The 23,727-nt window shown below is 56.1% G+C and carries 24 protein-coding genes and 1 tRNA gene; 10 read left to right on the top strand and 15 right to left on the bottom strand.

Going from position 1 to position 23,727, the window contains the following annotated elements:
• Positions 1-18 precede the first annotated feature (18 nt).
• The 4 genes from BGP77_RS11950 to BGP77_RS11970 all read left to right on the top strand — a co-directional run bounded on the left by BGP77_RS11950 (position 19) and on the right by BGP77_RS11970 (position 3,285).
• Positions 19-918: a LysR substrate-binding domain-containing protein gene (locus BGP77_RS11950; protein ID WP_108164962.1), complete on the top strand. Its 900-nt coding sequence runs from the start codon at positions 19-21 to the stop codon at positions 916-918.
• Between the two features lie 824 nt (positions 919-1,742).
• Complete coding sequence (locus BGP77_RS11960) at positions 1,743-2,189, top strand: hypothetical protein (RefSeq protein WP_108164964.1); 447 nt, start codon at positions 1,743-1,745, stop codon at positions 2,187-2,189.
• Positions 2,190-2,281: 92 nt separating this feature from the next.
• Positions 2,282-2,746 carry a hypothetical protein gene (locus tag BGP77_RS11965; RefSeq protein ID WP_199224270.1) on the top strand — a complete coding sequence of 155 codons (465 nt, stop codon included), beginning with the start codon at positions 2,282-2,284 and terminating at the stop codon, positions 2,744-2,746.
• 137 nt (positions 2,747-2,883) lie between these two features.
• The gene (locus BGP77_RS11970) at positions 2,884-3,285 is read left to right on the top strand and encodes a hypothetical protein (protein ID WP_108164965.1); all 402 of its coding nucleotides are present in this window, start codon (positions 2,884-2,886) and stop codon (positions 3,283-3,285) included.
• A gap of 536 nt (positions 3,286-3,821) precedes the next feature.
• Here the strand turns inward: BGP77_RS11970 and BGP77_RS11975 are convergent.
• A tRNA-Ser gene (locus tag BGP77_RS11975) sits at positions 3,822-3,913 on the bottom strand.
• Between the two features lie 94 nt (positions 3,914-4,007).
• Between BGP77_RS11975 and BGP77_RS11980 the strand changes: the two genes are divergently transcribed.
• Entirely contained in the window at positions 4,008-4,334 is a 327-nt protein-coding gene (locus tag BGP77_RS11980; protein ID WP_108164966.1) for an NGG1p interacting factor NIF3, read from the top strand.
• Between the two features lie 51 nt (positions 4,335-4,385).
• Here BGP77_RS11980 and adk read toward each other — a convergent pair whose 3' ends face one another.
• Together adk and ppc are read right to left on the bottom strand one after the other, a co-directional pair.
• Positions 4,386-5,042: an adenylate kinase gene (gene adk, locus BGP77_RS11985; protein WP_108164967.1), complete on the bottom strand. Its 657-nt coding sequence runs from the start codon at positions 5,040-5,042 to the stop codon at positions 4,386-4,388.
• A gap of 296 nt (positions 5,043-5,338) precedes the next feature.
• The gene (ppc, locus tag BGP77_RS11990; protein WP_108164968.1) at positions 5,339-7,954 is read right to left on the bottom strand and encodes a phosphoenolpyruvate carboxylase; all 2,616 of its coding nucleotides are present in this window, start codon (positions 7,952-7,954) and stop codon (positions 5,339-5,341) included.
• 244 nt (positions 7,955-8,198) lie between these two features.
• Here ppc and BGP77_RS11995 point away from each other — a divergent pair, with 244 nt between their 5' ends.
• On the top strand, positions 8,199-9,554 hold the full coding sequence (locus BGP77_RS11995; protein WP_158269359.1) for an aldehyde dehydrogenase family protein: 1,356 nt from the start codon (positions 8,199-8,201) through the stop codon (positions 9,552-9,554).
• Positions 9,555-9,658: 104 nt separating this feature from the next.
• Positions 9,659-9,871, top strand: a complete 213-nt coding sequence (locus BGP77_RS12000; RefSeq protein ID WP_146171240.1) for an RSP_7527 family protein — start codon at positions 9,659-9,661, stop codon at positions 9,869-9,871.
• Positions 9,872-10,005: 134 nt separating this feature from the next.
• Here the strand turns inward: BGP77_RS12000 and BGP77_RS12005 are convergent, their stop codons facing one another.
• Positions 10,006-10,542 carry an NUDIX hydrolase gene (locus BGP77_RS12005; protein ID WP_108164971.1) on the bottom strand — a complete coding sequence of 179 codons (537 nt, stop codon included), beginning with the start codon at positions 10,540-10,542 and terminating at the stop codon, positions 10,006-10,008.
• A gap of 36 nt (positions 10,543-10,578) precedes the next feature.
• Positions 10,579-10,947 (bottom strand): DUF3135 domain-containing protein, encoded by a 369-nt coding sequence (locus BGP77_RS12010; protein WP_108164972.1) that lies wholly within the window; start codon positions 10,945-10,947, stop codon positions 10,579-10,581.
• Between the two features lie 267 nt (positions 10,948-11,214).
• Between BGP77_RS12010 and BGP77_RS12015 the strand changes: the two genes are divergently transcribed.
• Positions 11,215-11,829: a CoA pyrophosphatase gene (locus BGP77_RS12015; RefSeq protein ID WP_108164973.1), complete on the top strand. Its 615-nt coding sequence runs from the start codon at positions 11,215-11,217 to the stop codon at positions 11,827-11,829.
• On the top strand, positions 11,826-12,272 hold the full coding sequence (locus BGP77_RS12020; protein ID WP_108164974.1) for a helix-turn-helix transcriptional regulator: 447 nt from the start codon (positions 11,826-11,828) through the stop codon (positions 12,270-12,272). Before BGP77_RS12015 ends, BGP77_RS12020 begins: the two co-directional genes overlap by 4 nt.
• On the opposite strand, the gene BGP77_RS12025 is transcribed toward BGP77_RS12020, so the two are convergent.
• The 10 genes from BGP77_RS12025 to metG all read right to left on the bottom strand — a co-directional run bounded on the left by BGP77_RS12025 (position 12,241) and on the right by metG (position 22,058).
• Entirely contained in the window at positions 12,241-13,011 is a 771-nt protein-coding gene (locus BGP77_RS12025) for a hypothetical protein (protein ID WP_108164975.1), read from the bottom strand. The genes BGP77_RS12020 and BGP77_RS12025 overlap by 32 nt on opposite strands.
• Positions 13,012-13,044: 33 nt before the next feature.
• On the bottom strand, positions 13,045-13,677 hold the full coding sequence (nth, locus tag BGP77_RS12030; protein WP_108164976.1) for an endonuclease III: 633 nt from the start codon (positions 13,675-13,677) through the stop codon (positions 13,045-13,047).
• 55 nt (positions 13,678-13,732) lie between these two features.
• Positions 13,733-14,440: an electron transport complex subunit E gene (locus BGP77_RS12035; RefSeq protein ID WP_108164977.1), complete on the bottom strand. Its 708-nt coding sequence runs from the start codon at positions 14,438-14,440 to the stop codon at positions 13,733-13,735.
• On the bottom strand, positions 14,437-15,114 hold the full coding sequence (gene rsxG, locus BGP77_RS12040; RefSeq protein WP_108164978.1) for an electron transport complex subunit RsxG: 678 nt from the start codon (positions 15,112-15,114) through the stop codon (positions 14,437-14,439). Before rsxG ends, BGP77_RS12035 begins: the two co-directional genes overlap by 4 nt.
• On the bottom strand, positions 15,107-16,138 hold the full coding sequence (locus BGP77_RS12045; RefSeq protein ID WP_108164979.1) for an RnfABCDGE type electron transport complex subunit D: 1,032 nt from the start codon (positions 16,136-16,138) through the stop codon (positions 15,107-15,109). The genes rsxG and BGP77_RS12045 overlap by 8 nt, the downstream gene beginning before the upstream one ends.
• Positions 16,135-17,916 carry an electron transport complex subunit RsxC gene (gene rsxC / locus BGP77_RS12050; protein WP_108164980.1) on the bottom strand — a complete coding sequence of 594 codons (1,782 nt, stop codon included), beginning with the start codon at positions 17,914-17,916 and terminating at the stop codon, positions 16,135-16,137. The genes BGP77_RS12045 and rsxC overlap by 4 nt, the downstream gene beginning before the upstream one ends.
• Positions 17,913-18,473 (bottom strand): electron transport complex subunit RsxB, encoded by a 561-nt coding sequence (gene rsxB, locus BGP77_RS12055; RefSeq protein WP_108164981.1) that lies wholly within the window; start codon positions 18,471-18,473, stop codon positions 17,913-17,915. The genes rsxC and rsxB overlap by 4 nt, the downstream gene beginning before the upstream one ends.
• A gap of 4 nt (positions 18,474-18,477) precedes the next feature.
• A complete protein-coding gene (gene rsxA / locus BGP77_RS12060; protein WP_108164982.1) occupies positions 18,478-19,062 on the bottom strand; it encodes an electron transport complex subunit RsxA in 585 nt (194 codons plus the stop codon).
• Positions 19,063-19,149: 87 nt separating this feature from the next.
• Positions 19,150-20,010, bottom strand: a complete 861-nt coding sequence (locus tag BGP77_RS12065; protein ID WP_108164983.1) for a DMT family transporter — start codon at positions 20,008-20,010, stop codon at positions 19,150-19,152.
• A gap of 5 nt (positions 20,011-20,015) precedes the next feature.
• Positions 20,016-22,058, bottom strand: a complete 2,043-nt coding sequence (metG, locus tag BGP77_RS12070; RefSeq protein ID WP_108164984.1) for a methionine--tRNA ligase — start codon at positions 22,056-22,058, stop codon at positions 20,016-20,018.
• A 217-nt stretch (positions 22,059-22,275) separates the two neighbouring features.
• Here metG and BGP77_RS12075 point away from each other — a divergent pair, with 217 nt between their 5' ends.
• Entirely contained in the window at positions 22,276-23,679 is a 1,404-nt protein-coding gene (locus tag BGP77_RS12075; RefSeq protein WP_304572222.1) for a mannose-1-phosphate guanylyltransferase/mannose-6-phosphate isomerase, read from the top strand.
• The last annotated feature ends 48 nt before the right edge of the window (positions 23,680-23,727 follow it).

Here is a 23,727-nt window from a genome sequence, read left to right on the forward strand (position 1 = left end):
ATATAGCTAGGGTTAAATATGTCTGAAGTCTCAGCGGCAGCGCTGGATCTGGAACTGTTACGCAGCTTTCAAGCCGCGGCGCAGCTGGGGTCACTGGCGGCGGCTGCGGAACAGAGACATCGAACACTGGGCGCGATCAGCATGCAGATCAAACGGCTGGAAAGTGTGCTCGACAGCCAACTGCTGGAGCGGGGGCCGCGGGGTGTCACCCTGACCGCGACAGGCGAGGCGTTGTTGCATGAAAGCCGTGAATTGCTGCGTCAGCACGATGGCATCCTGGCGCGCTTTACCGGTCGTGGATTGGCCGGCCGCGTGCGCCTGGGTTTGCCAGAAGATTACGCCCGCGAATTATTGAAAGGACTGTTACCCGAATTTATCAGCCGACATCCCGATGTATTATTGGAAGCGGTGACCGCTACCAGTGGCGAACTGGCTCGGCAGATACAGGCATCGAAACTCTCCATTGCCGTAGTACTGGACCGACCGGTTGCCCTGACCGGTGGCCGACCATTGTGGCAAACCAACCCGGTCTGGGTGGGTGCTCGCCACAGCCGCTTTGATCCTGCATCCAGTTTACCGCTCGCCGTGCACGACGCAGACTGTCCTTACCGGCAACTGGCAGTCGAGGCGTTGGAGCACGCTAAGCGACCCTGGCATGCCGTCTTCACCTCAACCAGCATCCATGCGATGGAGCAAGCCGTGGAAGCGGGCATGGCGGTGAGCGTGATCGATCGTGAACGGATGACACCCTCGATGATTGAATTGGGTCCAGACGATGGATTGCCAGTATTACCGCATTGCCAGGCAAACCTGCATTTGGCGCAGCAGATAGATGAACCTTCCCGGCCGGCCGTTGAAGCGTTAGCGGCGATGTTGGAAGAGCGGCTGTTAGATCGTGGGCCTTGGCGGTGGTTGTGAGTTTGGTGATGTGTTTTTGAAATAGAAATAGAAAGTGGAGTGAGCTGATGGCGAAGAGAATTACGTTCGGGGTGGGCTTGTGTGCTTTGCACACAAACCTGGCTTTGCTAGGGGCTTTGCGGCCCTAAACGCGGAGCGTTCAGTCGAACCCCCGGTAGGCTTCTATTATTTTGATTGTGCTTTAATCCCAGCTTGTTGACTTTATTAGAGTAAAGTCAGAAGTTACTTCGTACTCACTGGTTCGATCTTCCGATATGATTTTGGATATGTCAGAGGAGTTCAGTTCTATAATTTTCTCACCTGACGACATTTCAATTCTTTCAACCTCACGTAGCCTGTCTACGATATATGTTGAGTACGTGGCCCGTACTGTGTATTCATATATTTCGTTGTTTAGATAATTGATTTTCATATCAATACTAGAGCCAGAGTAATTTGCTATGTGCATATAAGTGAGGCGGTTAGTTATACAAGCACTTAAAAGTGTCATAGAAATAATGCAGGTAGTGACAATTTTCATATTTCAACTCGTCCACAAAAACGATTATTAGAGTGGGCTTTTTGTATTTGATTCACTATAAAGGGTAATTTCCTTGCTACCAAGGTATGTTCCAAAGGAGTTTTGATCATTTCTAATGACGGCTGCGGTGTAGTTGGAGAGTTACTGAGTCTTGGTGAAATAGTTACCAATGCTTTGCGAGATTACAGGATTGAGAATGAAGACGCGGCTAACGCATCTATCGATTCCGCGACATCGAAGGAAAAAAGTGGGAGCTAAGGTTCACTAAATTGACTCACTTTATGGTAGCTAGGAAGCACAGAAAATGACAACTGAACATCAAGCACTGCTAGATAAAGAGTTGAGTGAGAATCGAGAATACCTCGAGAACCTCGGTGCCAGAATAGATGGCTATAGCGGAGGTAGCCCTGAAGGTGACGTCTGGCAATTCGCATTCATGTTTGAATGCCCTCTGCCACCGGATCGAGCAAGCGCTATAGTGAGAATATACTGGCAGCATGGAATGGCAGCAGAACCTGAGAATAAGATGAGTGTTACCCGCCGGTCATCAATTTTTCGTGTAGGTTCCTTTTCAAGGTACGACAACTTTGAGAAATACCAGCGCGGTGTAATGGGAGAACCACTGAGTCTTAGGGAAATTGTGACTAGTGCCTTAGACGAATGCAGGGTTGAGCTAGAAGAAGCATCTAAAACACCCATCGATTTCGCGGTTTTTGCCTGCCCCAAACTTTCTAATCCACAGCGATCTTAGTAATGTTCATCCCCGGACCTATCTTGCATTGGTCACCTATTCGGTACGACAAATGATAGACATATAAAGTGGCTGTGATCATGGGAAGCGTTATGAGTAATTACATTAGAGTTGAAAGAATTCCGTATGAGGAGCCTTATCACATAAACCTTATATGGAGAGCATCCAATGGAAGTGTTTCAACTCGCTTTGAATATTATGCAAATGCGGGTTCACTAAAAGAAATTGCGGAGCGGCTAGAGAGTTTTCCTCAGAATAGCCGCGATGTCTACTTGTATGAACTTGGTTCTGAAAAACCCGAAGACAAATTCGCTTATTATTTTAGGTTGAGAGCTTTTACTACTAATTTATTAGGTAAGACAGCACTGCAAGTTCGATTTAACAACAACGAGGATTTACCAAACCGAGAAGTAGTAGAATTCTGTATCCAAGCGGAACCCTCGGCTATAAATAGGCTCGGTGAGCTTTTTCGGAAGTTTGCCAACCTCAATCAAGAATATTTGGCTTGGTCTGATTCTGAATCATTTATAGGTGACAAGTCAGAATATGAACAGTAAAGATATGAAAAGCCACCCGCAAAAACATGGCTTGGCCCTGCTCAAATTCTTGGTCTTCTTTTGGCTGGCCATTGGCAAGGATTGAACGTCAATCTGGGTGTGTTGGTTGTTTCAGAAAGGGTACAGAAGCTCGTTATATGAAACCTCGCTATTTTCAGGGTATTGGTGAGGCCCCGGCTCATCTCTCGCATATCTTTCATGATAGAAGTGATGATGCTGGTCGGCTTCAATTTAAAAAGGAAGGCCATGAGTTTGAAGTGGCCTTCGAATCGACGTCAGACCTGCTCTCCAAGTTACAGACAATATTAACCGATTCGGTTCCGCTCTCTGTGGGTGGGAATGTACCCGGACCCGTTGATGAAGTTGGCTTTCTTATCGAATCAGGGAAATTGCAGGGTCCATATATCGAAATTTCATGGTCAGCACCGGGTTGCTGGACCGTGCGGGAAATAATAGATGGTGCATTGGAGTGGAAAAAAGCTGACTGCCTCTCTGATATTGTTAACCAGGCATTTAATCCGGAATCGCTAGCTGAATAAGCTGGTCGGAATCTATGAGCAATATCAGTTTGCCCAGTCGTGACGAGATTATGATTGCCATGTCTCGAATGGAAACCAAGGCTTTAGGTGCCAAATGATAGTGTGGCGGTAGGAACAAACCCGTTCGGGATGGGCTTGTGTGCTTTGCGCACAACCTGGCGTTGCCAGGCGCTTCGCGGCCCTGAACGCGGAGCGTTCAGTCGACAAAATTGCCGGGAGCAATTTTGCATGAGCAAAGCGAACCCGAAGGGTGGCTGCCATGGATGGCGGCCATCACCTGGCGGAGGACGCGAACGAAGTTCCTCGCTTTGCAAGGTTGAATAAAAAACGGGACTTGGTAGGGGCGCTTCATTGGAATAGGGTCATTCGTTCGGGATGGGCTTGCGTGCCTTGCACGCAACCTGGCGTTGCCAGGCGCTTCGCGGCCCTGAACGCTTTGCGTTCAGTCGAACCGACGGAGAACGCGAACGAAGTCCCTCGCTTTGCGAGGTTGAACAAAAAAGGGGACCCGACTGGGTCCCCTTTTTTGTTCAATTTGGCGGAGAGTGAGGGATTCGAACCCCCGGTAGGCGCAAACCTACGGCTGATTTCAAGTCAGCTGCATTCAACCGAGCTCTGCCAACTCTCCATAACGCGGCGCAGTTTACCGGACTGACTTTGGGTGTCAACTGAAATCTTGCTAAGCTGCTGAAATTCAACGAGAAAAGTCGCTTGGAGGCGGTATGCATTTGTTGGCGGTTTATGTGCCGGAGTCGCACAAGGACAGTTTGATTGAAGCGCTTGCACAAGCGGGTGCCGGACGCATTGGCGATTATGAGGCGTGTGCCTGGTCAACTTTGGGGCAGGGGCAGTTCCGGCCGTTGGATGGGGCTCGGCCGCATTTGGGGCAGGTTGGTGAGTTGGAAGAGGTGGCCGAATACAAGATTGAGATGGTATGTGAGGATTCCGTTATTCCGGCGGTCTTAGCGACGCTGGTATTGGCTCACCCTTATGAAGAACCCGCCCATCATCTGTTGCCGATTCTCAGTCGGCGTGACTTCCAACAGTAAGAGCGCCAATAAAAAAGGAGGCCGAAGCCTCCTTCTTACCATCAGATCGACTTAGCCGTCGATGGCGTTAAAAATGCTGTCGCGGATGTCTTCCACACCGCCGACGCCCGGAATATAGACATAGGTCGGCGCATTCTCCGGTTCTTTCTCGGCCAGGTCTTTGTAGTAACCCACCAGCGGCTTGGTCTGGGCGTGGTATACCTCCAGACGTTTGGCGACGGTTTCTTCTTGGTCGTCGCTGCGCTGAATCAGCGGCTCGCCGGTTTCGTCGTCTTTGCCAGCCACTTTGGGTGGGTTGTTGTCGACATGGTAAACGCGGCCAGAGGCTTCGTGCACACGGCGGCCACTGATGCGCTTGATGATTTCGCTGTCGTCTACGTCGATGTCGACTACGAAATCGATCTGCACGCCTTCGTTTTTCAGCGCTTCGGCTTGTGGAATGGTGCGCGGGAAGCCATCAAACAGGCAACCATTGACGCAATCCGGTTCGGCGATGCGTTCTTTGATCAGCGCGATGATGGTTTCATCAGACACCAAACCACCGGAGGCCATGACTTCTTTGACCTTCAAGCCTAACGGGCTGCCGGCTTTAACAGCAGCGCGCAGCATGTCGCCTGTGGAAATCTGTGGAATGTCGTACTTCTCGGTAATGTATTGGGCTTGAGTACCCTTACCGGCACCGGGTGCGCCCAGCAGAATAATGCGCATTGACGAAAAGCTCCTCAGTTCTGTGATGTTCAAATCGATTTAAGTTCAAATGGGGGGCCGGCCGGAACTGCGTTAAGGCTCTGGCCTTGGCTAACTAAGTGGGGGTTGGCCAGCCTCACAATGCTGGGCTGGCCCGGAATCTTTGGCGCGCGGGTTGCTGTTGTCCTTTTGTACCGCCAGGCCCGAGGCCTGTTTTTTGCCAGCCGCTAAGATACCTGCCCGTTTGAATAAGCTCAACCCGAACAGGGCGCCTCGCCTATCCGACTTCCGTCGAATAGGTGTCGAAAGCGCCGCTTTTAGCCGGTATTACGCATACCCGCTGAGATGCCAGCCATGGTGACTTTCAGCGCTCTTTCTAATTGAGCGTCGAAGTTACCGGCTTTACGCTCACGTTTGAGCAGCTCTGCCTGTAGGTAATTCAACGGGTCGGTGTAAGGGTTGCGTACCTGAATGGACTGCGCGAGCAGTGGATCGCTGGCCAGCAGTTCTTTCTGGCGCTTGATGCGATTCATCAGTTCTTCGCTGACCCGAAGGTCATCACGCAGTTGCTCACCCAAGCTGTGCAGCTCGTCCGGAACCAACTGTTTTTCATAGTAAGCCGCGATGGAGCGGTCGGCTTTGCCGAGCACCATTTCCAGCAGATCGAGGAAGGCGCTGAAGAAAGGCCAGTGATCGACCATGTCCTGCAGTGTGTCCGGCGATTGCTCCAGGCCAAATTCCAACGCCTGGCGAGCGCCGAGCCAGGAAGGCAGGTTCAGTCGGACCTGCATCCAGGCGAATACCCAGGGAATGGCGCGCAGGCTTTCCACACCACCGGTGGCCTTGCGCTTAGCCGGACGGCTGCCCAGCGCCAGCAGGCCCAATTCCTGTTCCGGCGTCAGGCTGCGGAAATAGGGCACGAAACGTTCGTCATGACGCACAGTATCGCGATAGGCGGTCAGACTGGCTTGTGACATCTGCTCCAGCAGCTCACGCCATTCGTCTTTGGGTGCGGCATTCGGTTCGAGTGTGGCGCGCAAGGTCGCGGCGACGTAGATACCGAGACTGCGCACCGCCACGCGCGGCAGACCAAATTTATAACGAATCATCTCGCCCTGTTCGGTCACCCGAATGGCGCCCTGGACGGAACCCGGTGGTTGCGAGGCCATGGCTTTTTCCACCGGACCGCCACCGCGGCCGACGGTGCCACCGCGGCCGTGGAACAGCATCAGGTGAATGTTGTTTTGCTGCGCTAAGGCAACCAGTTTTTCCTGGGCTTTGTATTGCGCCCAGGTAGCGGTCAGTTTGCCAGCGTCTTTGGCGGAGTCGGAATAGCCAATCATGACCGTTTGGCGCGCATCGCAGTACTGGCGATAGGCTGGCATGGACCAGAGTTGCTCCATGACGTCGTAGCTGCGGTCGAGGTCATCCAGGGTTTCGAACAGCGGCACAATGGGCACGTTCCAGCTCAGACCGCTCTCTTTAAGAATCAGCGCAACAGCCAAAACGTCGGACGGCTGGCGTGCCATGGAAATGATGTAGCTCGACAGCGTTTCTGGCGGCTCTTCGGCCAGAATGCGAGCGGTATCGAGCACCTCTTGTGTGTCGGCACTCGGCTGCCAGTTGCGCGGCAACAGCGGACGTTTGCTGGCGAGCTGTTCCAGCAGAAAAGCCTGACGCTGGGCTTCGTACCATTCGCCGTATTCACCCAGTTCCAGATAACGAGTGATTTCATCGAGCGCCTGGACGTGGCGATCGCTGTCCTGGCGGATGTCGAGGGGCACCAGGTTAATGCCAAAGCAATGCACCCGGCGGATGGTGTCGAGCAGGCTGCCTTGGGCGATGCGCTTCATGCCGCAGTCGTTCAGAGAGCGATAACACAGCATCAGCGGTTCGAGCAGATCATCGCGCCGGGTGATGACGTCTTCCGGCGGTGTGGCGTTTTCTCCGTTGACGCAGGCATCGGCCCATTCCAGCGTGCGTTCCAGACGATCACGCAGGTTGTGCAGAATGGCGCGATAGGGCGTGCGCACTTCACCAGAGCGGGCCAGCAGTTCGTCGGAGGCTTCGCTCATGCTCAGATCGCCAGCCAAGTCGTGGATGTCTTTCAGATACAGATCGGCCGCCATCCAGCGACCCAGCAGAATGACCTCACGGGTAACGGTGTGCGTGACGTTCGGGTTGCCGTCGCGGTCGCCGCCCATCCAGGAATAAAAGTGGAAGGGGGAGGCATCGACGGGTAAACCCTGGCCCAGACGATGACGCGCAGCGCGGTCCAGCTCGCGCATAAACTGAGGCACGGCCTGCCACAGAGAGTTTTCGATGACCGCGAACCCCCATTTGGCCTCGTCGACCGCGGTTGGTCGCTCATCACGGATTTCGTTGGTGTGCCAGATTTCATCGATGGTGCGTTTGAGACCCGACTGAAGCTCATGGCGTTCGTGCGGCAAAAGATCGGTGCGCTTGAGGTCTGCCAAGGCTTCGGCAATGCGCTCGTATTTTCGAATCAGGGTCCGGCGGGTGACTTCCGTTGGGTGGGCGGTCAGTACCAGTTCGATGTTGAGGTGTTTCAGTGCACCGGCAACATCGTCTTTGCCCAGGGTGTCGACCAGCTCATCCAGTGTCGACTCCAGACTGATTTGTTGTTGCGCTTCGGCACTGGAAAAATATTGTTCGTCGGCGATGTTGGCAAGATTCAGGAACTGACTGAAGGCGCGCACGATGGGCAGAATGTCATCGTCTTCCAGGTGGGCCAGTTCGTCGATTAAAGGTTGCGGGTCGCCGTCTTCAGAAGCGTTTACGGCTTTACCCAGGCGGCGGATGTCTTCTACCTTACGGAACAATTCCGGGCCTTGGTTTTCGAGCAGAGTATCGCCCAGCAATTCGCCCAGCATTCGAACGTTGTCGCGTAGCGTTTCGGGGATAACGGTCATGGTATGGATGCTCCCTCTGGATGCGTCGTCGGCGCCGCACAGCTCAGCATAGTTGGTGTGCGGGTGTTGTGCCGATGCGCCAGCGGCCTGCCAAGCCGGAAGTGGCGCGTTATAATGATTATAAGTGCCCCGTCAGTACCTCGGGCCAAGCTTATATTGTGGTTAAATTACAAAATTTCTGCCACCTATCTGTGAAATCCGCTCATTTATGGGCGGTTTTTGCCTCAAAATGAAAGGTTATTACATGACTGTCTTCCGTTCGGTTAATCCAGCCACAGGTGAACTGCTGGGGCAATGGCCGATGTGGACGGATGCCCAGTTGCAAGCGGTGGTGGATGAGCAAGCCAGTCTCTGGCCGGACCTGGCCAATACGCCCTTGGCACAACGCTTGGCGTGGTTAGCAGACCTGGGTGAGCTCTTGGCGCAGCAACGTCACACCTTGGCACTGTGCATGACCCACGAAATGGGCAAGCCTCTGGCTCAGGCTGAAGCCGAAATCGATAAAACCCGCGCGCTGATTGAGTATGTGTGCGTGCAAGCACCTCAACGGTTTGAGCCGACATCACTGCTGCCTGGCGTCGAACGCAAGATGGCCGCCTTAGGTGGTGTTTTGGGCATCATGCCGTGGAATTACCCGTTATGGCAGTTGGCGCGGTTCGCGCTGCCGGCGCTGGCCATCGGTAACACCGTGACCATCAAACCGGCACCCAATGTCTGGCAGTCGGCTGCCTTGCTGGAGCAGTGGGTGGGCGAGGCGGGTTTTCCGCGCGCAGCCTTGCGGGTGGTGCGTGCAGACATTCAACAACTGCCATTGCTCTACGATCATCCACATCTGCGACAGGTGCATTTTACCGGCAGCCGAGATGTTGGCCGACGCATTGCTGCCGCCTGTGGTGAGCGTTTAAAACCCACGACGCTGGAGCTAGGGGGCAATGACGCTTGGCTGTTGACCGACAGCGGTGATGTCTCGGCCTTTGTTAAGGCCGCACTGACCTCGCGTTTGAACAACAGTGGGCAGAGTTGTTTGTGCGCAAAACGGTGGTTGGTGCCTAAGTCACGTTTGGAGCGGGTGCTGGCATTGGTTGAGGCTGCACTGCCGGATTATCAGCCGATGTCGCCCGAGTTGCCTGAGTCGCGACTTGGCCCGCTGGCCCGAGCCGATTTGCGGGATCAGTTGTTGTCGCAATGGCGCCGGTTAAGCGCTGACGCTTTGCGGCGCAGCTCTGACCCGGTGGTGGATGGTCAGTTTGTGTCGCCGGCCTGGGCTGTGGTCGATGACCCCTTGACCAGTCAGGTTTGGCCGGAAGAAGTCTTTGGGCCTGTGATTCAGTTGGCGGCCTACGAGTTTCTGGATCAGGCCATTGCCTGGGCTAACCACAGCGAATATGGCTTAGGTGGCTCGGTTTGGGATGCAGATCCTCAGCGAGCCTCGGCACTGGCGATGCGATTGCACACCGCCAACGTCGCCATAAACCGACCGATGCGCAGCCGGATTGACGTGAGTTTTGGCGGACGAGCGGCGTCGGGGTGGGGCGTTGAATTAGGTCAGGAAGGCATAGCGGCCTTAATGCGCGGTCAGGTTCAGTATGTTGATGGTTGAGAAATATTCACTCATAGCGTGAAAAAGCATCGTTTGTTTGGCGGGCGCTGCCTGCCTATTCTCTGCGCTGTCCGAATGACCAAAACCCAAAGGGGGTCAGTACCATGGATAGCAAGACAATGAATGACAGCACACGCACTTTGGAAGACGCCGGTGTTGTATTGGACGAGTGGGGCAACATCGACGTTGCTCATTACGAGGCCAAAGCCGTAGAAATGCGCAGTGAATATCTGACGCAGATGTTTGCGTCCTGGCGCAGCAGCGTAGCGAACGGCATCCGCGGTCTCTTCAGCGCGCCGGTAACGCGTAACGTTTAAGAGATTTCTTTTACAGATTGGCGAAGGCCAGTCTGCAGCAGCAAGCTTGAGTACAGTCAGTGCTCCGCTAGGGAGCGATCTTTGACCGGGTAAGGATACTTACCCGGTTTTTTTATGCCGGCTATTTATTGCGCTCAGCGCGGTTCAATTGCCCCGGTTAGTACCGCGGGCACTTCCTGATCGCGGACCTTGAGATAGTGTTCGAGCGTGGCGGTGACCGTTCGAAACGAAATTTCTTGCCAAGGCAGGTCATTGAGTTCGAACAGCGCGACTTCGCTGCTTTCCTGGGTAACCGCAAATTCAAAATCGGGCATGTCGACGCGATAGAAGACGTGGACCTGATCGAATTCCGGCAGGCTGATCATTGAGAGCAGAACAGGGTTGTGCGCTTTAACCATCGATTCTTCCAGCGTCTCTCGCAAGGCGCCTTCGACGACAGTTTCACCGTTTTCCATAAAGCCAGCGGGCAATGTCCAGTAGCCCAGACGCGGTTCAATGGCGCGCCGACACAGCAAAATACGGCCATCGGGTGCGACCGGCAGTGTGCCAGTGATCAGGCGTGGATTCTGGTAATGGATGCTGCCGCAATGGTCGCACAGGTAGCGAGGGCGGTTGTCCATATCGGGGATGGCGAACCGCAAGGGTTGGCCGCAGTGACTGCAAAAATTCATTGAATTAAAGCGGTAATGGCTGGAAGGACCAGCCTATCAGGACTCGTCGGTTTCGTCTTCCCAAGAACGCGGTCGCAGCGGGATTACATTAGTCGGGCGCAATGCGGTCGGTTCGGTAACCACGGAAAGTGTGGAGAAATCATTCAGGCTGTCGCACAGGTCGGTGACGCGTTCATGCATCATCTGAGACATCCGCATGCAGCTTTGCACGGGGTTCTTGGCTTTGCGGCGTTCCATATCGATGGTGAACTGCAGGCCCTGAAGTCGCTGGCGTTGATTGTCGGGCGCGCGATCAATGAAATCTCGGATCAACGAGGTTCTTAAGTGTTCCAGGCCGTCGGGGTCCCGATTGGCCAAGTCCATCAAGGTATCAAAGTTGGGTAGTTCTTTTTGGAGTTCCGCCATGAGCGTCTTCCTCACCCACTTCCTTGGGGTCGTTCGGGCGACGCCGGGGCATCGCGATCATTTAATTCGGCTGGAATCCTTGTGTTCCCTTTCCCAGCCGCTGATAAAGCTAGCATCGAAACGTGCATTTGGGTACCCGTGGAGTGATCTCTATCGTCGTTAAACAGCGAAATTGTGATTCAGAACGGTGATCTGTTGCCGATAAAGAAAGGTTAAGCCCGGGTCCGAAGCCAAGCCAGGGCTGTTGAAATATGAGATGCTGTACTGATGAAGCCTGCTGGTCCTAATCAAAATCGCTTTATGGAGCCGTTGCGCTCGCACCGCCCACGTCAGTTGACACTGTCCACGCCCAAAGCGGGTGTGCTGGTGCCATTGGTCGAAACCGAAGAGGTGGGTGTGTTGCTCACGGTTCGAGCCGCGCACCTAAACAGCCATCCCGGTGAGGTGGCGTTCCCGGGTGGGATGTGGGAACGCGAAGACCAGAACTTGGCTGAAACCGCTTTGCGCGAAACTCACGAAGAACTCAACTTACCGCCATCGCGTATTCAGGTGCTTGGCAGCTTGTCGACTGGTTTGTCGAAAGCGGGCGTGCAGGTGTTTCCGTATGTTGGCTGGGTTGAGCATCTGGACGATTGCCGAGCCAGCCCGGATGAGATTGCCGATTGGTTTGTGGTGCCCTGGGCTTTCTTCGCGCAGACCGAGCCGGAGCTAATACCCGTACATCGTCACGGCACCGATTTCCAGATTCCGCACTATCATTACCAGGGACGCCACATCTGGGGATTAACCGCTATGATTTTGTTGGAATTGATTAATTTGGTTGAAGGCACCGACTGGCCGTTGCCCGCCTTTACGCCTCGGGATGATGATTTTTCGGTATGAGTTTCGCGGATCGTTTGCGTGAGTTGATTGGTGCCAGCTCAGTCAGCGCCTTTGCCCGCCGGGTTGAACTCGGTGAAAGTCTGATTCGTAAATACCTCAAAGGATCTGAACCGACGTTATCGCGTGCCAATCAAATCGCCGATGTCACTGGCTGTTCATTGGAGTGGCTGGCCACGGGTCGAGGGTCGCCGGATAACCCAGTGGATGCCATTGATCTTGTATCCATGAAAGCGGCCATTCGCATCATGCGTCAGGAAGCTGGCCTTGAAGAGGAAGAAGCGCCCGAAGATGACGGTTTGATACGAACTGTGGCCGTCTATCAGTACCTGCGCGCCAACCGGCGCCGTAATGGCGAACCGGATATTCAATTAGGTCGCGCCTTTGCCCGCTTTCTGCGCAATGAAGAAAACCTTAAGGCGTTTCGTGATGAGCGGGTTCGCTGAGCCAGGCAAGGCTGAGTGCGCCGCGCCCACTTTCTTCAGAGCTGGCATCATCCATAGCGCTCAACCAGCACTGGCTGCCTTGTCGACGTATGTTTTGATGCCATTGGCGAAAGGCGGTTTGGGTCTGTAAGGATGCCAGGTCGCCAGCGTAACTCAGGTTAAATAAGGACTTGGGCGGCGCCAGTCTGCGACCGTGTTCCAGTACAGCGAGTATCGGATTCCTGGTGAATTGTATAACCGGGCGTCGGTCGGGTTGAAGGTGCACCATGGCGGCGTTACGGCGTCGCCAGCGCTGGAACAAAGGCATCGTCTCGTTCAACCAGGTCGAACCCGCAGGCATCGCCAGAAGGTGGTGGATCCGGGCTTCGGTCGATGCCAGAGCCGACCTTATTGCATCAAGGCTGTTACCCTTTTCGAGCCGGTCTGCCGCCATTTTGACGAGCAATCCCAGCGCCGCCCATTGGTGCTGGCTATGAAACAGCCGCACGTAAAAAGGTGTTCGCAGATGGGCGCTGAGGCGACGCGGTGACAATTCATCGTGTCGTTGTGCAATGACGGTTTGCCAGCTTTCGATGGATAACGTCGAACCGATGCCAAGCAGGGCATCGCAGTGATACAACCACTGCTCAGACAGACGTTCATCAAAGGTGTCAGACGGTGTCAGGCGGTCGATCGGAAAGCGCTTTAATGCGCCTGCAGGCAGGTGACAAGTCGGGTCGGTAATCAGCAATCCATGCATGGGAAGCGACCTTGGCGTTAAGTGAGGATGGGCTTAATCCGTTTTGTCGCGATACTCGCATAAGTCTTCGATCAGGCAGGCTCCACAGCGTGGTTTGCGTGCCGTACAGGTGTAGCGACCGTGCAGGATCAGCCAGTGATGTGCGTCCATCATAAATTCTTTGGGAATGAGTCGGACCAGGCGCTGCTCCACTTCCACCACATTTTTCCCCGGTGCAATGCGAGTCCGGTTGGCAACGCGGAAAATGTGCGTATCGACGGCCATCGTTGGCTGGCCGAAAGCGGTATTCAGCACCACGTTGGCGGTTTTACGGCCCACGCCCGGCAATGCTTCAAGCGCTTCACGGGTTTGCGGCACCTCGCCGTTATGTTGATCGAGCAGTTGCCGGCACAGCTTGTGGACATTCTCTGCCTTGGAGTTAAACAGGCCGATGGTCTTGATGTATGCCTTCAGCCCGTCAACGCCTAAGTCATAAATGGCCTGAGGTGTATTGGCGACCGGAAACAATTTAGCGGTCGCTTTATTAACGCCCTTGTCCGTCGCTTGTGCCGATAGCACGACGGCCACCAATAACTCGAAGGCTGAGCTGTATTCCAGCTCGGTTTTGGGCGAGGGGTTGGCCTCACGCAGGCGGGTGAAGATCTCGGTGCGTTTGGCTTTGTTCAAGCGGTCGTCTCCAACGGTGGTCGACAAACAAGGTTACGTGAAGTGCGCGACGCTGTTAACTGATATGACCGGTAACCCGGACCCGTTTCGAACCGGCGACCACGTGCTCGGCTTTGGCAGCGCGACGCGCTTCGATGCCGCTGTCGATGCGATTTTTCAGCGCAATCAGCAAACCCAGCCCAACAAAAGCGCCGGGTGGTAAAACGGCAAACAGAAAATCCGGATAGTCCGGGAAAATCGTCAGTTCCCAGGAGGCGGCGACGGGCCCGAAAATCAATTCCATGTTGGTGAACAGCGTTCCCTGGCCGATGATTTCACGCAGCGCACCGAGCACCAGCAAAACCGCAAGAAAACCCAGCCCCATCATCAAACCATCAAGCATCGACGGCAACACCGGATTTTTGCGGGCAAAGGCATCGGCCCGACCGAGAATGGCGCAATTGGTGACGATCAGCGGAATAAAGATGCCCAGCACCTGATACAACTCGTAGGTGAAGGCCTGCATCAGCAGTTCAGCACAGGTGACAAAGGAGGCGATGATCATCACGAAGGCGGGCAGGCGAACCGTATCGGGTACGTAGTGTCGGATCAGCGATACCGCGGTGTTAGAACCAACCAATACCACCAGTGTCGCCAACCCCAATCCCAGGGCGTTGACCACTGTACCGGTGACTGCCAGCAGCGGGCACAACCCAAGCAATTGCACCAGCGCTGCGTTGTTGTTCCACAGACCATTGCGGGTGAGTTCACGGGCATCGCTCATTCGGTGACCTCCTGAGTCGGATCAATGGCCAGCAACACCGATCGATTGTGTTCAAAGAACTGCAACCCCCGAGCGACGGCGCGGACCACGGCGCGGGGCGTAATGGTCGCACCGGTCAACTGATCAAAAGCACCACCGTCCTTTTTCACCTGCCAGTCGTCAAGCGGCGGCTGGCCCAGTGAGCGGCCGTCAAAGCTGTGAATCCAGTCGGACTTGGTGACCTCAACCTGATCGCCCAACCCCGGTGTTTCCCGGTGTTGCACCACGCGCACGCCCATCAAGGTGCCGTCACGCGCAACCGCCATAATCAGCCGAATGGCTTCGGTGTAACCTTCCGGTGCAACCAGTGGCAAAATGACGGCCACCACCTCGCCATCCTGTTGGGCCTGATACCACAGGGCTGACTCGGGCAGGCGCAGTAGCTCGCTTTGGGTCAGCGTTGGCAGGTCGGTGCGATAGGCGCTATCGAGCAAGTCGTTATCGTGCTGGTCGGCGGGTACCAGCGCTAACAGCGTCTGGGCTTCAAAGGCGCGTTCGTTGTCGGCAATGCGGTCTGCCGTCAGTTGTTGCGTGACGGCAATCAAGCCTGCGGTGAAAACAGCGAACAGTCCCAGGCCAATGGCACCCCGACGGATCGCGCCGCTGAGCGTGATGGTTTCTGTCGGCTCAGTCATCGCGTTTATACCCTTTGACGGCTTTGCGGTGGCCATAGACACGCGGCCGGCTGTAGTGGTCGATCAATGGGGCGGCGAAATTCATCAGCAGCACCGCAAAAGCGACCGCATCTGGGTAATTGCCCCAGGTGCGAATCAGGTAGATCAACACGCCAATACCGGCACCATACATCAGTTTGCCCCGGTTGGACGTCGCGGCACTGACCGGGTCGGTGGCGATAAAGAAAGCGCCGAGCATGGTGGCACCACCAAGCAGATGCAGCGACAAAGGCACGCGCAGATCAGCGTCGGAACCGAACAGCAGGCTCATCAGCATCAACGCACCGAGCAGCGCGACCGGAATATGCCAGCTGATGATGCGTTGCCAGATCAGCACCCCACCACCGATCAAAAAAGCGAGGTTAGCGATGTCCCATCCCTCAGCCACAAAGCTGCCAAAGATGGGCGCGCGTAAGACTTCGTTGGCGGTTTGGTTGGCGATGTTGAGTTTGTAGACATCCAAAGGCGTTGCCGCCGTGGCCGCATCAATCGGCACACCGCCGGCGAAAATGATCGACAGCGTATCGGTCAGTGATAGCCACTGATCCGGGTTGGCCCAGCGCGTGGTCATATACAGCGGCAAAGACACCAGCAGCAAGGCATAGGCCACCATGGCCGGGTTAAAGGGATTGTTACCCAGACCGCCGAACAGATGCTTGGCAAAGATCAGCGCCAGGGCGGTGCCCAGAACCGTCATCCACCAGGGTGACAGCGGTGGCAGAGCCAGCGCCAGAAGTACAGCGGTGACCAGCGCACTGAGATCTTTCAAAAAGAACAGCACCGGGCGACCTCGCGCTTTAAGCAGCGCAGCTTCGGTAACAAGGGCGGTGGCGCAAGCCAACAGCGGATTGATCAAATACCCCCAGCTGAACGAGATAACCAAGACCACCCAGCCCGGAATCAGGGCGGCCAGCACCAGCGCCATTACGCGCGTAACGGAAGTTGGGCGCTGAGTGTGAGGCGCTGTGGGCGTGGTGTTTATCATGAGGCATTACCCTGATCACGCGCCGCGTCCAGCGCTTGCTGGGCCTGGCGGTGTTTCTCTTCCAATTTGCTGATGGCTTTTTGCAGTGCAGGCACGGTATCCGGTGCTTCCTGCTCGGCAGCGACCAGCCGTTCATTGGCTTTTTTGACCTTGGCCGCAGCCAGTTCCAGTGCTTTTTCCAAGTCAGCGATGCTTGGCTGGCCGGCGTCCGAGACGTCGTTCTGGCGCTCGGCGCGTTTGGCCCGGGCTCGCTCCAGCGCGGCCTGTACAGGGTCGGAACTGGCTTCACCGGCTTCGGCTTGCTTGCGCGCCTGGGCTTCGGCGGCGGCCTTGGCACGAGCGGCACGGCGCGCTTCTTTTTCCTGCTGTTCTTTTTCCAGTCGCGCCTGGCGTGCTTCAAATCGAGCCCGGGCGCGTTCGGATTTGATCTGTTCTTCACGCTCGTGGCGAATCTCACCCTTGGCGTAACGGTAGTAATGCACCAGCGGAATGTGGCTTGGGCACACCCAGGCGCAGGCGCCGCATTCGATGCAGTCGCCAAGGGAGTGCAGTTCGGCGCTGTCGAGATCGCGGCTCTTGGCGGCCCAGAACAATTGCTGCGGCAGTAAACCGGCCGGGCACACCTGTTCGCACTGGCCGCAACGAATGCAGGGGTTGTCGATCTGGCTCGGTGGCAGTTCGTTCTTGGCGGGCACCAGCAGGCAATTGGTGGTTTTGCTCAGTGGCGCGGTGATGTCTGGCAGCGCAAAGCCCATCATCGGGCCACCCATAATGACGCGGTCGGCTTTTTTCAGGTGCACGCCGGCGTGGTTAAGCAGCGTTTCGATGGGCGTACCGATCAGCACCTCGTAGTTGCCGGGCCGGTCGGCGGCAGCGCCAGTGACCGTGGTTACGCGTCGGATCAGCGGTTCGTCTTCGATCACCGCAGCGCGAATGGCGGCGAGCGTACCGACGTTCTGGCAGATGATGCCGAGGTCGGAGGGCAAGCCACCGGCAGGCACTTCCCGGCCCGTAATCAACTGAATCAGTTGTTTTTCACCACCACTGGGGTATTTGGTCGGGACGACGGTGACTCTGAGCGACAAGGCCAGCGCTTCGGCTGCAGCAGTCATGGCGGCCAGGGCTTCCGGCTTATTGTCTTCGATACCCAGGCGAATGGTCTTGGCACCGACCAGACGGGCGGCAATGCCGGCGCCTTCGAGAATCTCAGTCGCGCGTTCGCGCATCAGCCGGTCGTCGGCGGTGATGTAAGGCTCGCATTCGGCGGCGTTGATGATCAGCGTATCGATGGCATGGTGGGTGTTGCGGTATTTGACGTCGGTCGGAAAGCCGGCGCCGCCCAAACCCGCCAGGCCGCAATCACGCAGCCGTTGAATCAGTTCCGCTGTGTCACGCTGACGCCAGTCCGGGTAACCGTGACGCTCGCGCCAGACGTCTTCGCCGTCCGCTTCAAGCACAATGCACGGCGCGCTCAGCCCCGATTCGTGCGCAATGATGCGCTCTTCAATGGCCGTGATGCGACCTGAAGTTGGCGCATGAACCGCCGCGCTGATGGCACCGTCTGCATCGGCCAGAACATCGCCCTTGCGCACCGTCATGCCGACGCTGACGCGCGGTTCGGCGGGCGCGCCCAAATGCATGCGCAGCGGTAACACCAATACGGATGGCAGGGGCAGAGCTTCGATGGCGGTGCCGTTCGATTGCGTTTTGTTCTCGGCCGGGTGAACGCCGCCGTGAAAACGGTGCGGGCGGTCGGTGATGATCAGCGGTGCGTTCATGCCGCGCGCCCCCGGTCAGTGGCAATCAGGCTGGCGGGTTTATCCAGATGCCAGTGGTCGAGGTCGGTACCGACTTCCACCATATCGATGCAATCGACGGGGCAGGGTTCTACGCACAGATCGCAACCGGTGCATTCGCTTTCGATAACAGTGTGCATCTGTTTGGCCGCGCCGAGAATGGCGTCGACAGGGCAGGCCTGAATGCACTTGGTGCAGCCGATGCATTCGTCTTCGCGTATGACCGCCACCATCTTGGCTTTTTCGACGCCGTGTTCGGCATCTAAGGGTTCCGGTTCAACATCGAGCAGATCGGCCAGCGACTGAATGGTGGCTTCGCCGCCCGGCGGGCATTTGTTGATCTTGTCGCCACCGGCAATGGCTTCAGCGTAAGGGCGGCAGCCGGGGTAACCGCATTGGCCGCACTGAGTTTGCGGCAGAACGTTATCGATCTCATCGACGATGGGATTGCCCTCGGGCTTAAAACGCACCGAGGCATAGCCGAGCGCAGCGCCAAGAATGGCAGCAACGATCAACAGTGTAATAACCGCCGTCCACATCGTCTTAACCCACCGCAACCAGGCCAGAGAAGCCCATAAACGCCAGCGCCATAATGCCGGCGGTGATCATACCGATGGCGGGTCCCTGAAACGGCTGTGGCACGTCGGCAACGGCCAGCCGTTCTCGCAAGGCAGCAAACAACACCAGCACCAACGAGAAACCAACAGCCGCACCAAAGCCATACAGGAAGCTTTCGACCAGCGAATTCTGCCGGCTGATGTTCAGCAAAGCGACACCGAGAACGGCGCAGTTGGTGGTGATCAGCGGTAGGAAAATGCCCAGCACCCGATACAGCAGTGGGCTGGTCTTGCGCACCAGCATCTCGGTGAACTGCACCATAAAGGCAATCACCAGAATAAAGCTGATGGTTTTCAGGTAGGTCAAACCCAGCGGTTCGAGCAACCAGGAATAAACGATGTAGCTGGCGACCGATGACAGCGTCAGTACAAAGGTGGTCGCCAGTGACATACCGATCGCGGTTTCCAGCTTGTTGGAAACACCCATAAAGGGGCACAGGCCCAGAAACTGAACCAGCACGAAGTTGTTCACCAAGATGGTGGCTACCAACAGCAGAATGTAGTCAGTCATGGACGGTCCTTGGTGCGGTGATCGCAGCGGGCGTCATTATCGGGAAACCGGCAGTCCCACTCAAGGTAGCAAAGACCGGCGCTTGATTTAGCTCAAGGCAATCAACGCGACGCCAGCGAACGCCACCAACAATCCCAACCAGGCTTTGCTCGAGGCTTTATTGCCACGCAAACGGTCGATGGCAAAGGCCATGATGGCACAGGTCGCAATTAAGGTTTGCACGACTCCGGCTTCGGCGCGTTTTACCGCCAGTTGTTGAAACCAGATGGCCAGCAGCGTACCGACGAAGGTGCTCACCGCCAACATCATCCACTGGCGCAGCGTCAAACGCGGTAGCCAGGATTGTTGGTAAAGGCTGAGTAAGACGGGCAAGGCGACAATGCCCGCCAGCAACCGTAGCAATGCCCCTTGGCTCGCGGGCATATCGACTGCCAGAAACACCTGACGCATCAGCACCATACCCAGTGCCTGACACAGCGCTGCACCAAGCGCAAAGCTCAAGCCCAGCAATGGATGACTGCGATGGGACGGATTGGCCGGTTCCAGCACCCAGAACAAGGCGGGCAAGATGAGCGCGGCGCCGAGCCATTGCCAGAGCGTCAGAAACTCACCGAGCCACAACATGCCCAGGCTGATGGTGAACAGTGGCGCAGCGGATTCAGCAATGGTCAGGGTGGTGCGTTCACCGATGCGATTGAGCGCCGAGAACAGCAACGTATCGCCGAGCGTGATGCCAATCAGTCCGCTCAGTAACAGCGGCAACCAAACCGCCGATGGCAGGCTGATCCACTGACCCGACACCCCAATAAAAGCGGCCAGGCCAACGCAAGCGAGAATGCCTTTCCACAGGTTGAGTTGCAGCGGTGTCAGCGTGCCGCCCAGATGCCGAAAACCGTAGGCGGCGGTTGTCCACGACAACGCCGCCAACAGCGCATAGAGTTCGCCCATTCTGGTTAGCTGATTTTGGTGCCGGGTGCCGCCGCCGCAGGGCCTTCCAGTACCCAGAGATCGTCACCGCCACTGGCTGCCAGCACCATGCCTTCAGACAGACCAAAACGCATCTTGCGCGGTTTCAGGTTGTACACCAGCACCACCGATTTACCGACCAGATCGGCCGGTTCGTAATGGCTGCGAATGCCGGAGAACACCTGGCGGGTTTCGCCGTTACCGGCATCGAGTTGCAGCTGCAGTAGCTTGTCGGCACCGTCGACGTAATCGGCGTTCAATACCTTGGCAACGCGCAGGTCGACTTTGGCAAAGTCACCAAATTCGATTTCAGCCGGACCCTCTTCCGCGGGTTTGCTCTCGTTTTTCGGTGCTGCTTTCGCGGCGGGTTGGGTCTCGGCGGCAACGTCTTCTTTGCTGGCTTCGATCAGCGCATCAATCTGATCCATCTCAATGCGCGTCAGCAATGGCTTGAATTTGTTGATGGCGTGACCGGTCAGTACCGCATGGCGATCGGTAAAGTTCAGGCTGTCGACATTCAGGAACGCCGCAATTTTTTCACTCATCGCCGGCAGTACCGGACCCAGGTAAATCGCTAACAGACGGAACAGATGAATGCCCATGGAACAGATGTCTTGAACGTCCTGATCACGACCGTCTTCTTTCGCCAGACTCCAAGGTGCCTTGGACTGAATGTACTCGTTGGCGCGGTCGGCCAGCGTCATGATTTCGCGGATTGCCCGGCTGTATTCACGCGCTTCAAAATGAGCGGCAATGCGTTCACCGGCGGCTTGGAAATCGGCCAGCATGGCCGGTTCGGCGATGTTGTCCGACAGCTTGCCGCCGCCTTTTTTGATAAAGCCGGCACAGCGGCTGGCGATGTTCACCACCTTGCCGACCAGATCGGAATTCACCCGCTGGGCGAAATCGGTCAGTGACAGGTCGATGTCTTCAACGCCGGCGCCGAGTTTGGCGGCGTAGTAATAGCGCAAGTACTCCGGGCTCAGATGTTCCAAATAGGTTTTGGCCATGATGAAGGTGCCACGCGACTTGGACATCTTCTCGCCATTGACCGTCACATAACCGTGGGCGTAAACGCCGTTCGGCTTGCGGTAGTTAGCGCTGTCGAGCATGGCGGGCCAGAACAGGGCGTGGAAATTGATGATGTCTTTGCCGATAAAGTGATACAGCTCGGCGTTGGATTCCTTGCGCCAGTAGTCGTCGAAATCCAGGTCATCGCGACGGTCGCACAGGTTTTTAAAACTGGCCATATAGCCGATCGGCGCATCGAGCCAAACATAGAAATATTTGCCCGGTGCATCGGGAATTTCGAAACCGAAATAAGGGGCATCGCGGCTGACGTCCCACGGTTGCAGTTCGGCATCCACCCATTCGGCCAGCTTATTGGCGACGCTGTCTTGCAGCGTGCCCGAGCGTGTCCAGCCGCGCAGCATGGTCTGGAATTGCGGCAGGTCGAAGAAGTAGTGCTCGGATTCTTTTTCGACCGGCGTGGCGCCGCTGTAGACCGAGCGCGGATTGATCAATTCGTTCGGTTCGTAGGTGGCGCTGCACACTTCGCAGGCGTCGCCGTACTGATCTTCACTGCCGCATTTCGGGCAGGTGCCCTTGACGAAACGGTCGGCCAGGAAGATTTCTTTCTCCGGATCGAACAGCTGGCGAATGGTCTTGGTGGTGATATGACCATTGGCTTTCAGACGACCGTAGATCTGCTCGGCGAAATGCCGGTTTTCCTCGGAGTGGGTACTGTAATAGTTGTGATGATCGATCAGGAAGCCGGCAAAATCGCGCATGTGTTCGGCGCGCATGGTGTCGATATGGTCTTCCGGCGTCTTGCCTTCTTTTTCAGCGCGCAGCATAACCGCCGTGCCGTGAGTGTCGTCAGCGCAAACGTAGGTGCAGTGGTTGCCCATGCTGTTTTGGAAGCGCACCCAGATATCGGTTTGGATGTGTTCCAGCATGTGGCCCAGATGAATCGGGCCGTTGGCGTAAGGCAGGGCACTGGTAACCAGAATCTTGCGGGGTTCGCTCATTGCTTGGCGCTTCCTCGTGATTGGACTGCTACTAATTAAAAGTTTCGACGATATCGGCCGCGACGCAGCGGCCGAAAAAGGCCGCACAGTGTACCCGAAGGCGATTAGAGCGTCATCCTGCGCAGCGGGCTCGTTTCGGGATTGGGTCGTGGGCTTTGGCGGCCAGCCAATGCTATCATCCGCGCATTCTGACACTGTTGAATATGGAGATTGCGGGTTGATTATTCCTGTTTTGCTCGCCGGCGGCGTAGGGTCACGACTGTGGCCGGTATCGCGTGAGTTGTTTCCCAAGCAATGCATCAGCCTGATTGGCACTGAGCACAGCCTGATCCAGCAAACCGTTGAGCGTGCCCAGGCAGCGGGCATGACTGAAGCGCCCATCGTTGTGTGCAATGACGAACATCGCTTTTTGATCGCCCAGCAGATGGCTGATTTGGGGACCAAGAGTGAACTGATCCTCGAACCCGAAGGCCGCAATACCGCACCAGCGATTGCGTTGGCGGCACTTCAGGCGGTACAGCGTGATCCGCAAGCCACCCTGGTGGTGTTGCCCGCCGATCATGTGATTCAGGACCGATCCGCATTCAGCGCTGCCTTGCAGCAGGCGGTGGAGCAGGCGGCTGACGATAAACTGGTGACCTTCGGTGTCTCCCCCAGCTACGCCGAAACCGGTTATGGCTATATCGAAGCGGCGAAGCCGGGTCAGATCAGTGCGGTCGCCGCTTTCCGTGAAAAACCCGATGCCGAAACCGCCGAAGGCTACTTGCAAAGCGGTCGTCATTACTGGAATTCGGGCATGTTCGTCTTTAAAGCCCGCGTTTATCTGGATGAACTGAAGCGTCATCAGCCTGCGATTTATGCCGCCACTGAAGCGGCCATGGCGGGTGAATACAGTGACCTTGATTTTATTCGCGTGGATGCAGAAGCCTTTGCCAAGAGCCCGTCCGACTCCATCGATTACGCCATTATGGAACACACCGACCGGGCCGTGGTGGTGCCTTACAACGGCGATTGGAATGACATTGGTGCCTGGTCGGCACTCTACGATCTGAACGAAAAAGATGCCGACGCTAACGCGCTGCAGGGCGACGTGCTAACGCACGACGCTCATGGCAACCTGATCCGTGCCGAAAGCCGTTTGGTGGCGGCTGTTGGTGTGAATGACCTGGCCATTATTGAAACCGACGATGCCGTACTGGTGATTCCGCGCGAGCGGGCTCAAGACGTCAAAGAGATCGTCACCCTGATCAAAGCCGGCGGTCGCAGTGAACACCAACTGCACGCGCGCGTGCATCGGCCTTGGGGGGCTTACAAAACGATCAATATGGGTGAGCGCCATCAGGTAAAACGGATTACCGTTAAGCCCGGTGAGAAATTGTCGGTGCAGATGCATCATCACCGCGCCGAACACTGGGTGGTGGTCAGCGGCACCGCCAATGTCACCATTGGCGAAGACACTCGTATGCTGAGCGAGAACGAGTCGGTCTACATTCCCATCGGTACCGTTCATGCGCTGGAAAACCCAGGCAAGATTCCGCTGGAATTGATTGAAGTTCAGACTGGCAGTTATCTGGGTGAAGACGACATTGTGCGCTTCACCGATCGCTACGGGCGCAGCTGATTCGAATTGAATCAGCATCAAGCGGGTCGGCTTTAGAAGACCCGCTCG

Origin of the sequence: Saccharospirillum sp. MSK14-1, from assembly GCF_003054965.1 — a bacterium.
In the GTDB taxonomy this organism is placed as follows: Bacteria; Pseudomonadota; Gammaproteobacteria; order Pseudomonadales; family Natronospirillaceae; genus Saccharospirillum.

Coding starts and splice junctions, on each gene's coding strand:
- BGP77_RS11960 (WP_108164964.1), top strand. CDS start 1,743: ATGACAACTGAACATCAAGCACTGCTAGATAAAGAGTTGAGTGAGAAT.
- rsxA (WP_108164982.1), bottom strand. CDS start 19,062: ATGACTGACTACATTCTGCTGTTGGTAGCCACCATCTTGGTGAACAAC.
- BGP77_RS12000 (WP_146171240.1), top strand. CDS start 9,659: ATGGATAGCAAGACAATGAATGACAGCACACGCACTTTGGAAGACGCC.
- BGP77_RS11950 (WP_108164962.1), top strand. CDS start 19: ATGTCTGAAGTCTCAGCGGCAGCGCTGGATCTGGAACTGTTACGCAGC.
- rsxB (WP_108164981.1), bottom strand. CDS start 18,473: ATGTGGACGGCGGTTATTACACTGTTGATCGTTGCTGCCATTCTTGGC.
- metG (WP_108164984.1), bottom strand. CDS start 22,058: ATGAGCGAACCCCGCAAGATTCTGGTTACCAGTGCCCTGCCTTACGCC.
- BGP77_RS12015 (WP_108164973.1), top strand. CDS start 11,215: ATGAAGCCTGCTGGTCCTAATCAAAATCGCTTTATGGAGCCGTTGCGC.
- BGP77_RS11980 (WP_108164966.1), top strand. CDS start 4,008: ATGCATTTGTTGGCGGTTTATGTGCCGGAGTCGCACAAGGACAGTTTG.
- BGP77_RS12020 (WP_108164974.1), top strand. CDS start 11,826: ATGAGTTTCGCGGATCGTTTGCGTGAGTTGATTGGTGCCAGCTCAGTC.
- rsxG (WP_108164978.1), bottom strand. CDS start 15,114: ATGACTGAGCCGACAGAAACCATCACGCTCAGCGGCGCGATCCGTCGG.
- BGP77_RS12045 (WP_108164979.1), bottom strand. CDS start 16,138: ATGATAAACACCACGCCCACAGCGCCTCACACTCAGCGCCCAACTTCC.
- rsxC (WP_108164980.1), bottom strand. CDS start 17,916: ATGAACGCACCGCTGATCATCACCGACCGCCCGCACCGTTTTCACGGC.
- BGP77_RS12065 (WP_108164983.1), bottom strand. CDS start 20,010: ATGGGCGAACTCTATGCGCTGTTGGCGGCGTTGTCGTGGACAACCGCC.
- adk (WP_108164967.1), bottom strand. CDS start 5,042: ATGCGCATTATTCTGCTGGGCGCACCCGGTGCCGGTAAGGGTACTCAA.
- BGP77_RS12035 (WP_108164977.1), bottom strand. CDS start 14,440: ATGAGCGATGCCCGTGAACTCACCCGCAATGGTCTGTGGAACAACAAC.
- BGP77_RS11970 (WP_108164965.1), top strand. CDS start 2,884: ATGAAACCTCGCTATTTTCAGGGTATTGGTGAGGCCCCGGCTCATCTC.
- BGP77_RS12025 (WP_108164975.1), bottom strand. CDS start 13,011: ATGCATGGATTGCTGATTACCGACCCGACTTGTCACCTGCCTGCAGGC.
- BGP77_RS12010 (WP_108164972.1), bottom strand. CDS start 10,947: ATGGCGGAACTCCAAAAAGAACTACCCAACTTTGATACCTTGATGGAC.
- BGP77_RS12005 (WP_108164971.1), bottom strand. CDS start 10,542: ATGAATTTTTGCAGTCACTGCGGCCAACCCTTGCGGTTCGCCATCCCC.
- BGP77_RS11995 (WP_158269359.1), top strand. CDS start 8,199: ATGACTGTCTTCCGTTCGGTTAATCCAGCCACAGGTGAACTGCTGGGG.
- ppc (WP_108164968.1), bottom strand. CDS start 7,954: ATGACCGTTATCCCCGAAACGCTACGCGACAACGTTCGAATGCTGGGC.
- BGP77_RS11965 (WP_199224270.1), top strand. CDS start 2,282: ATGAGTAATTACATTAGAGTTGAAAGAATTCCGTATGAGGAGCCTTAT.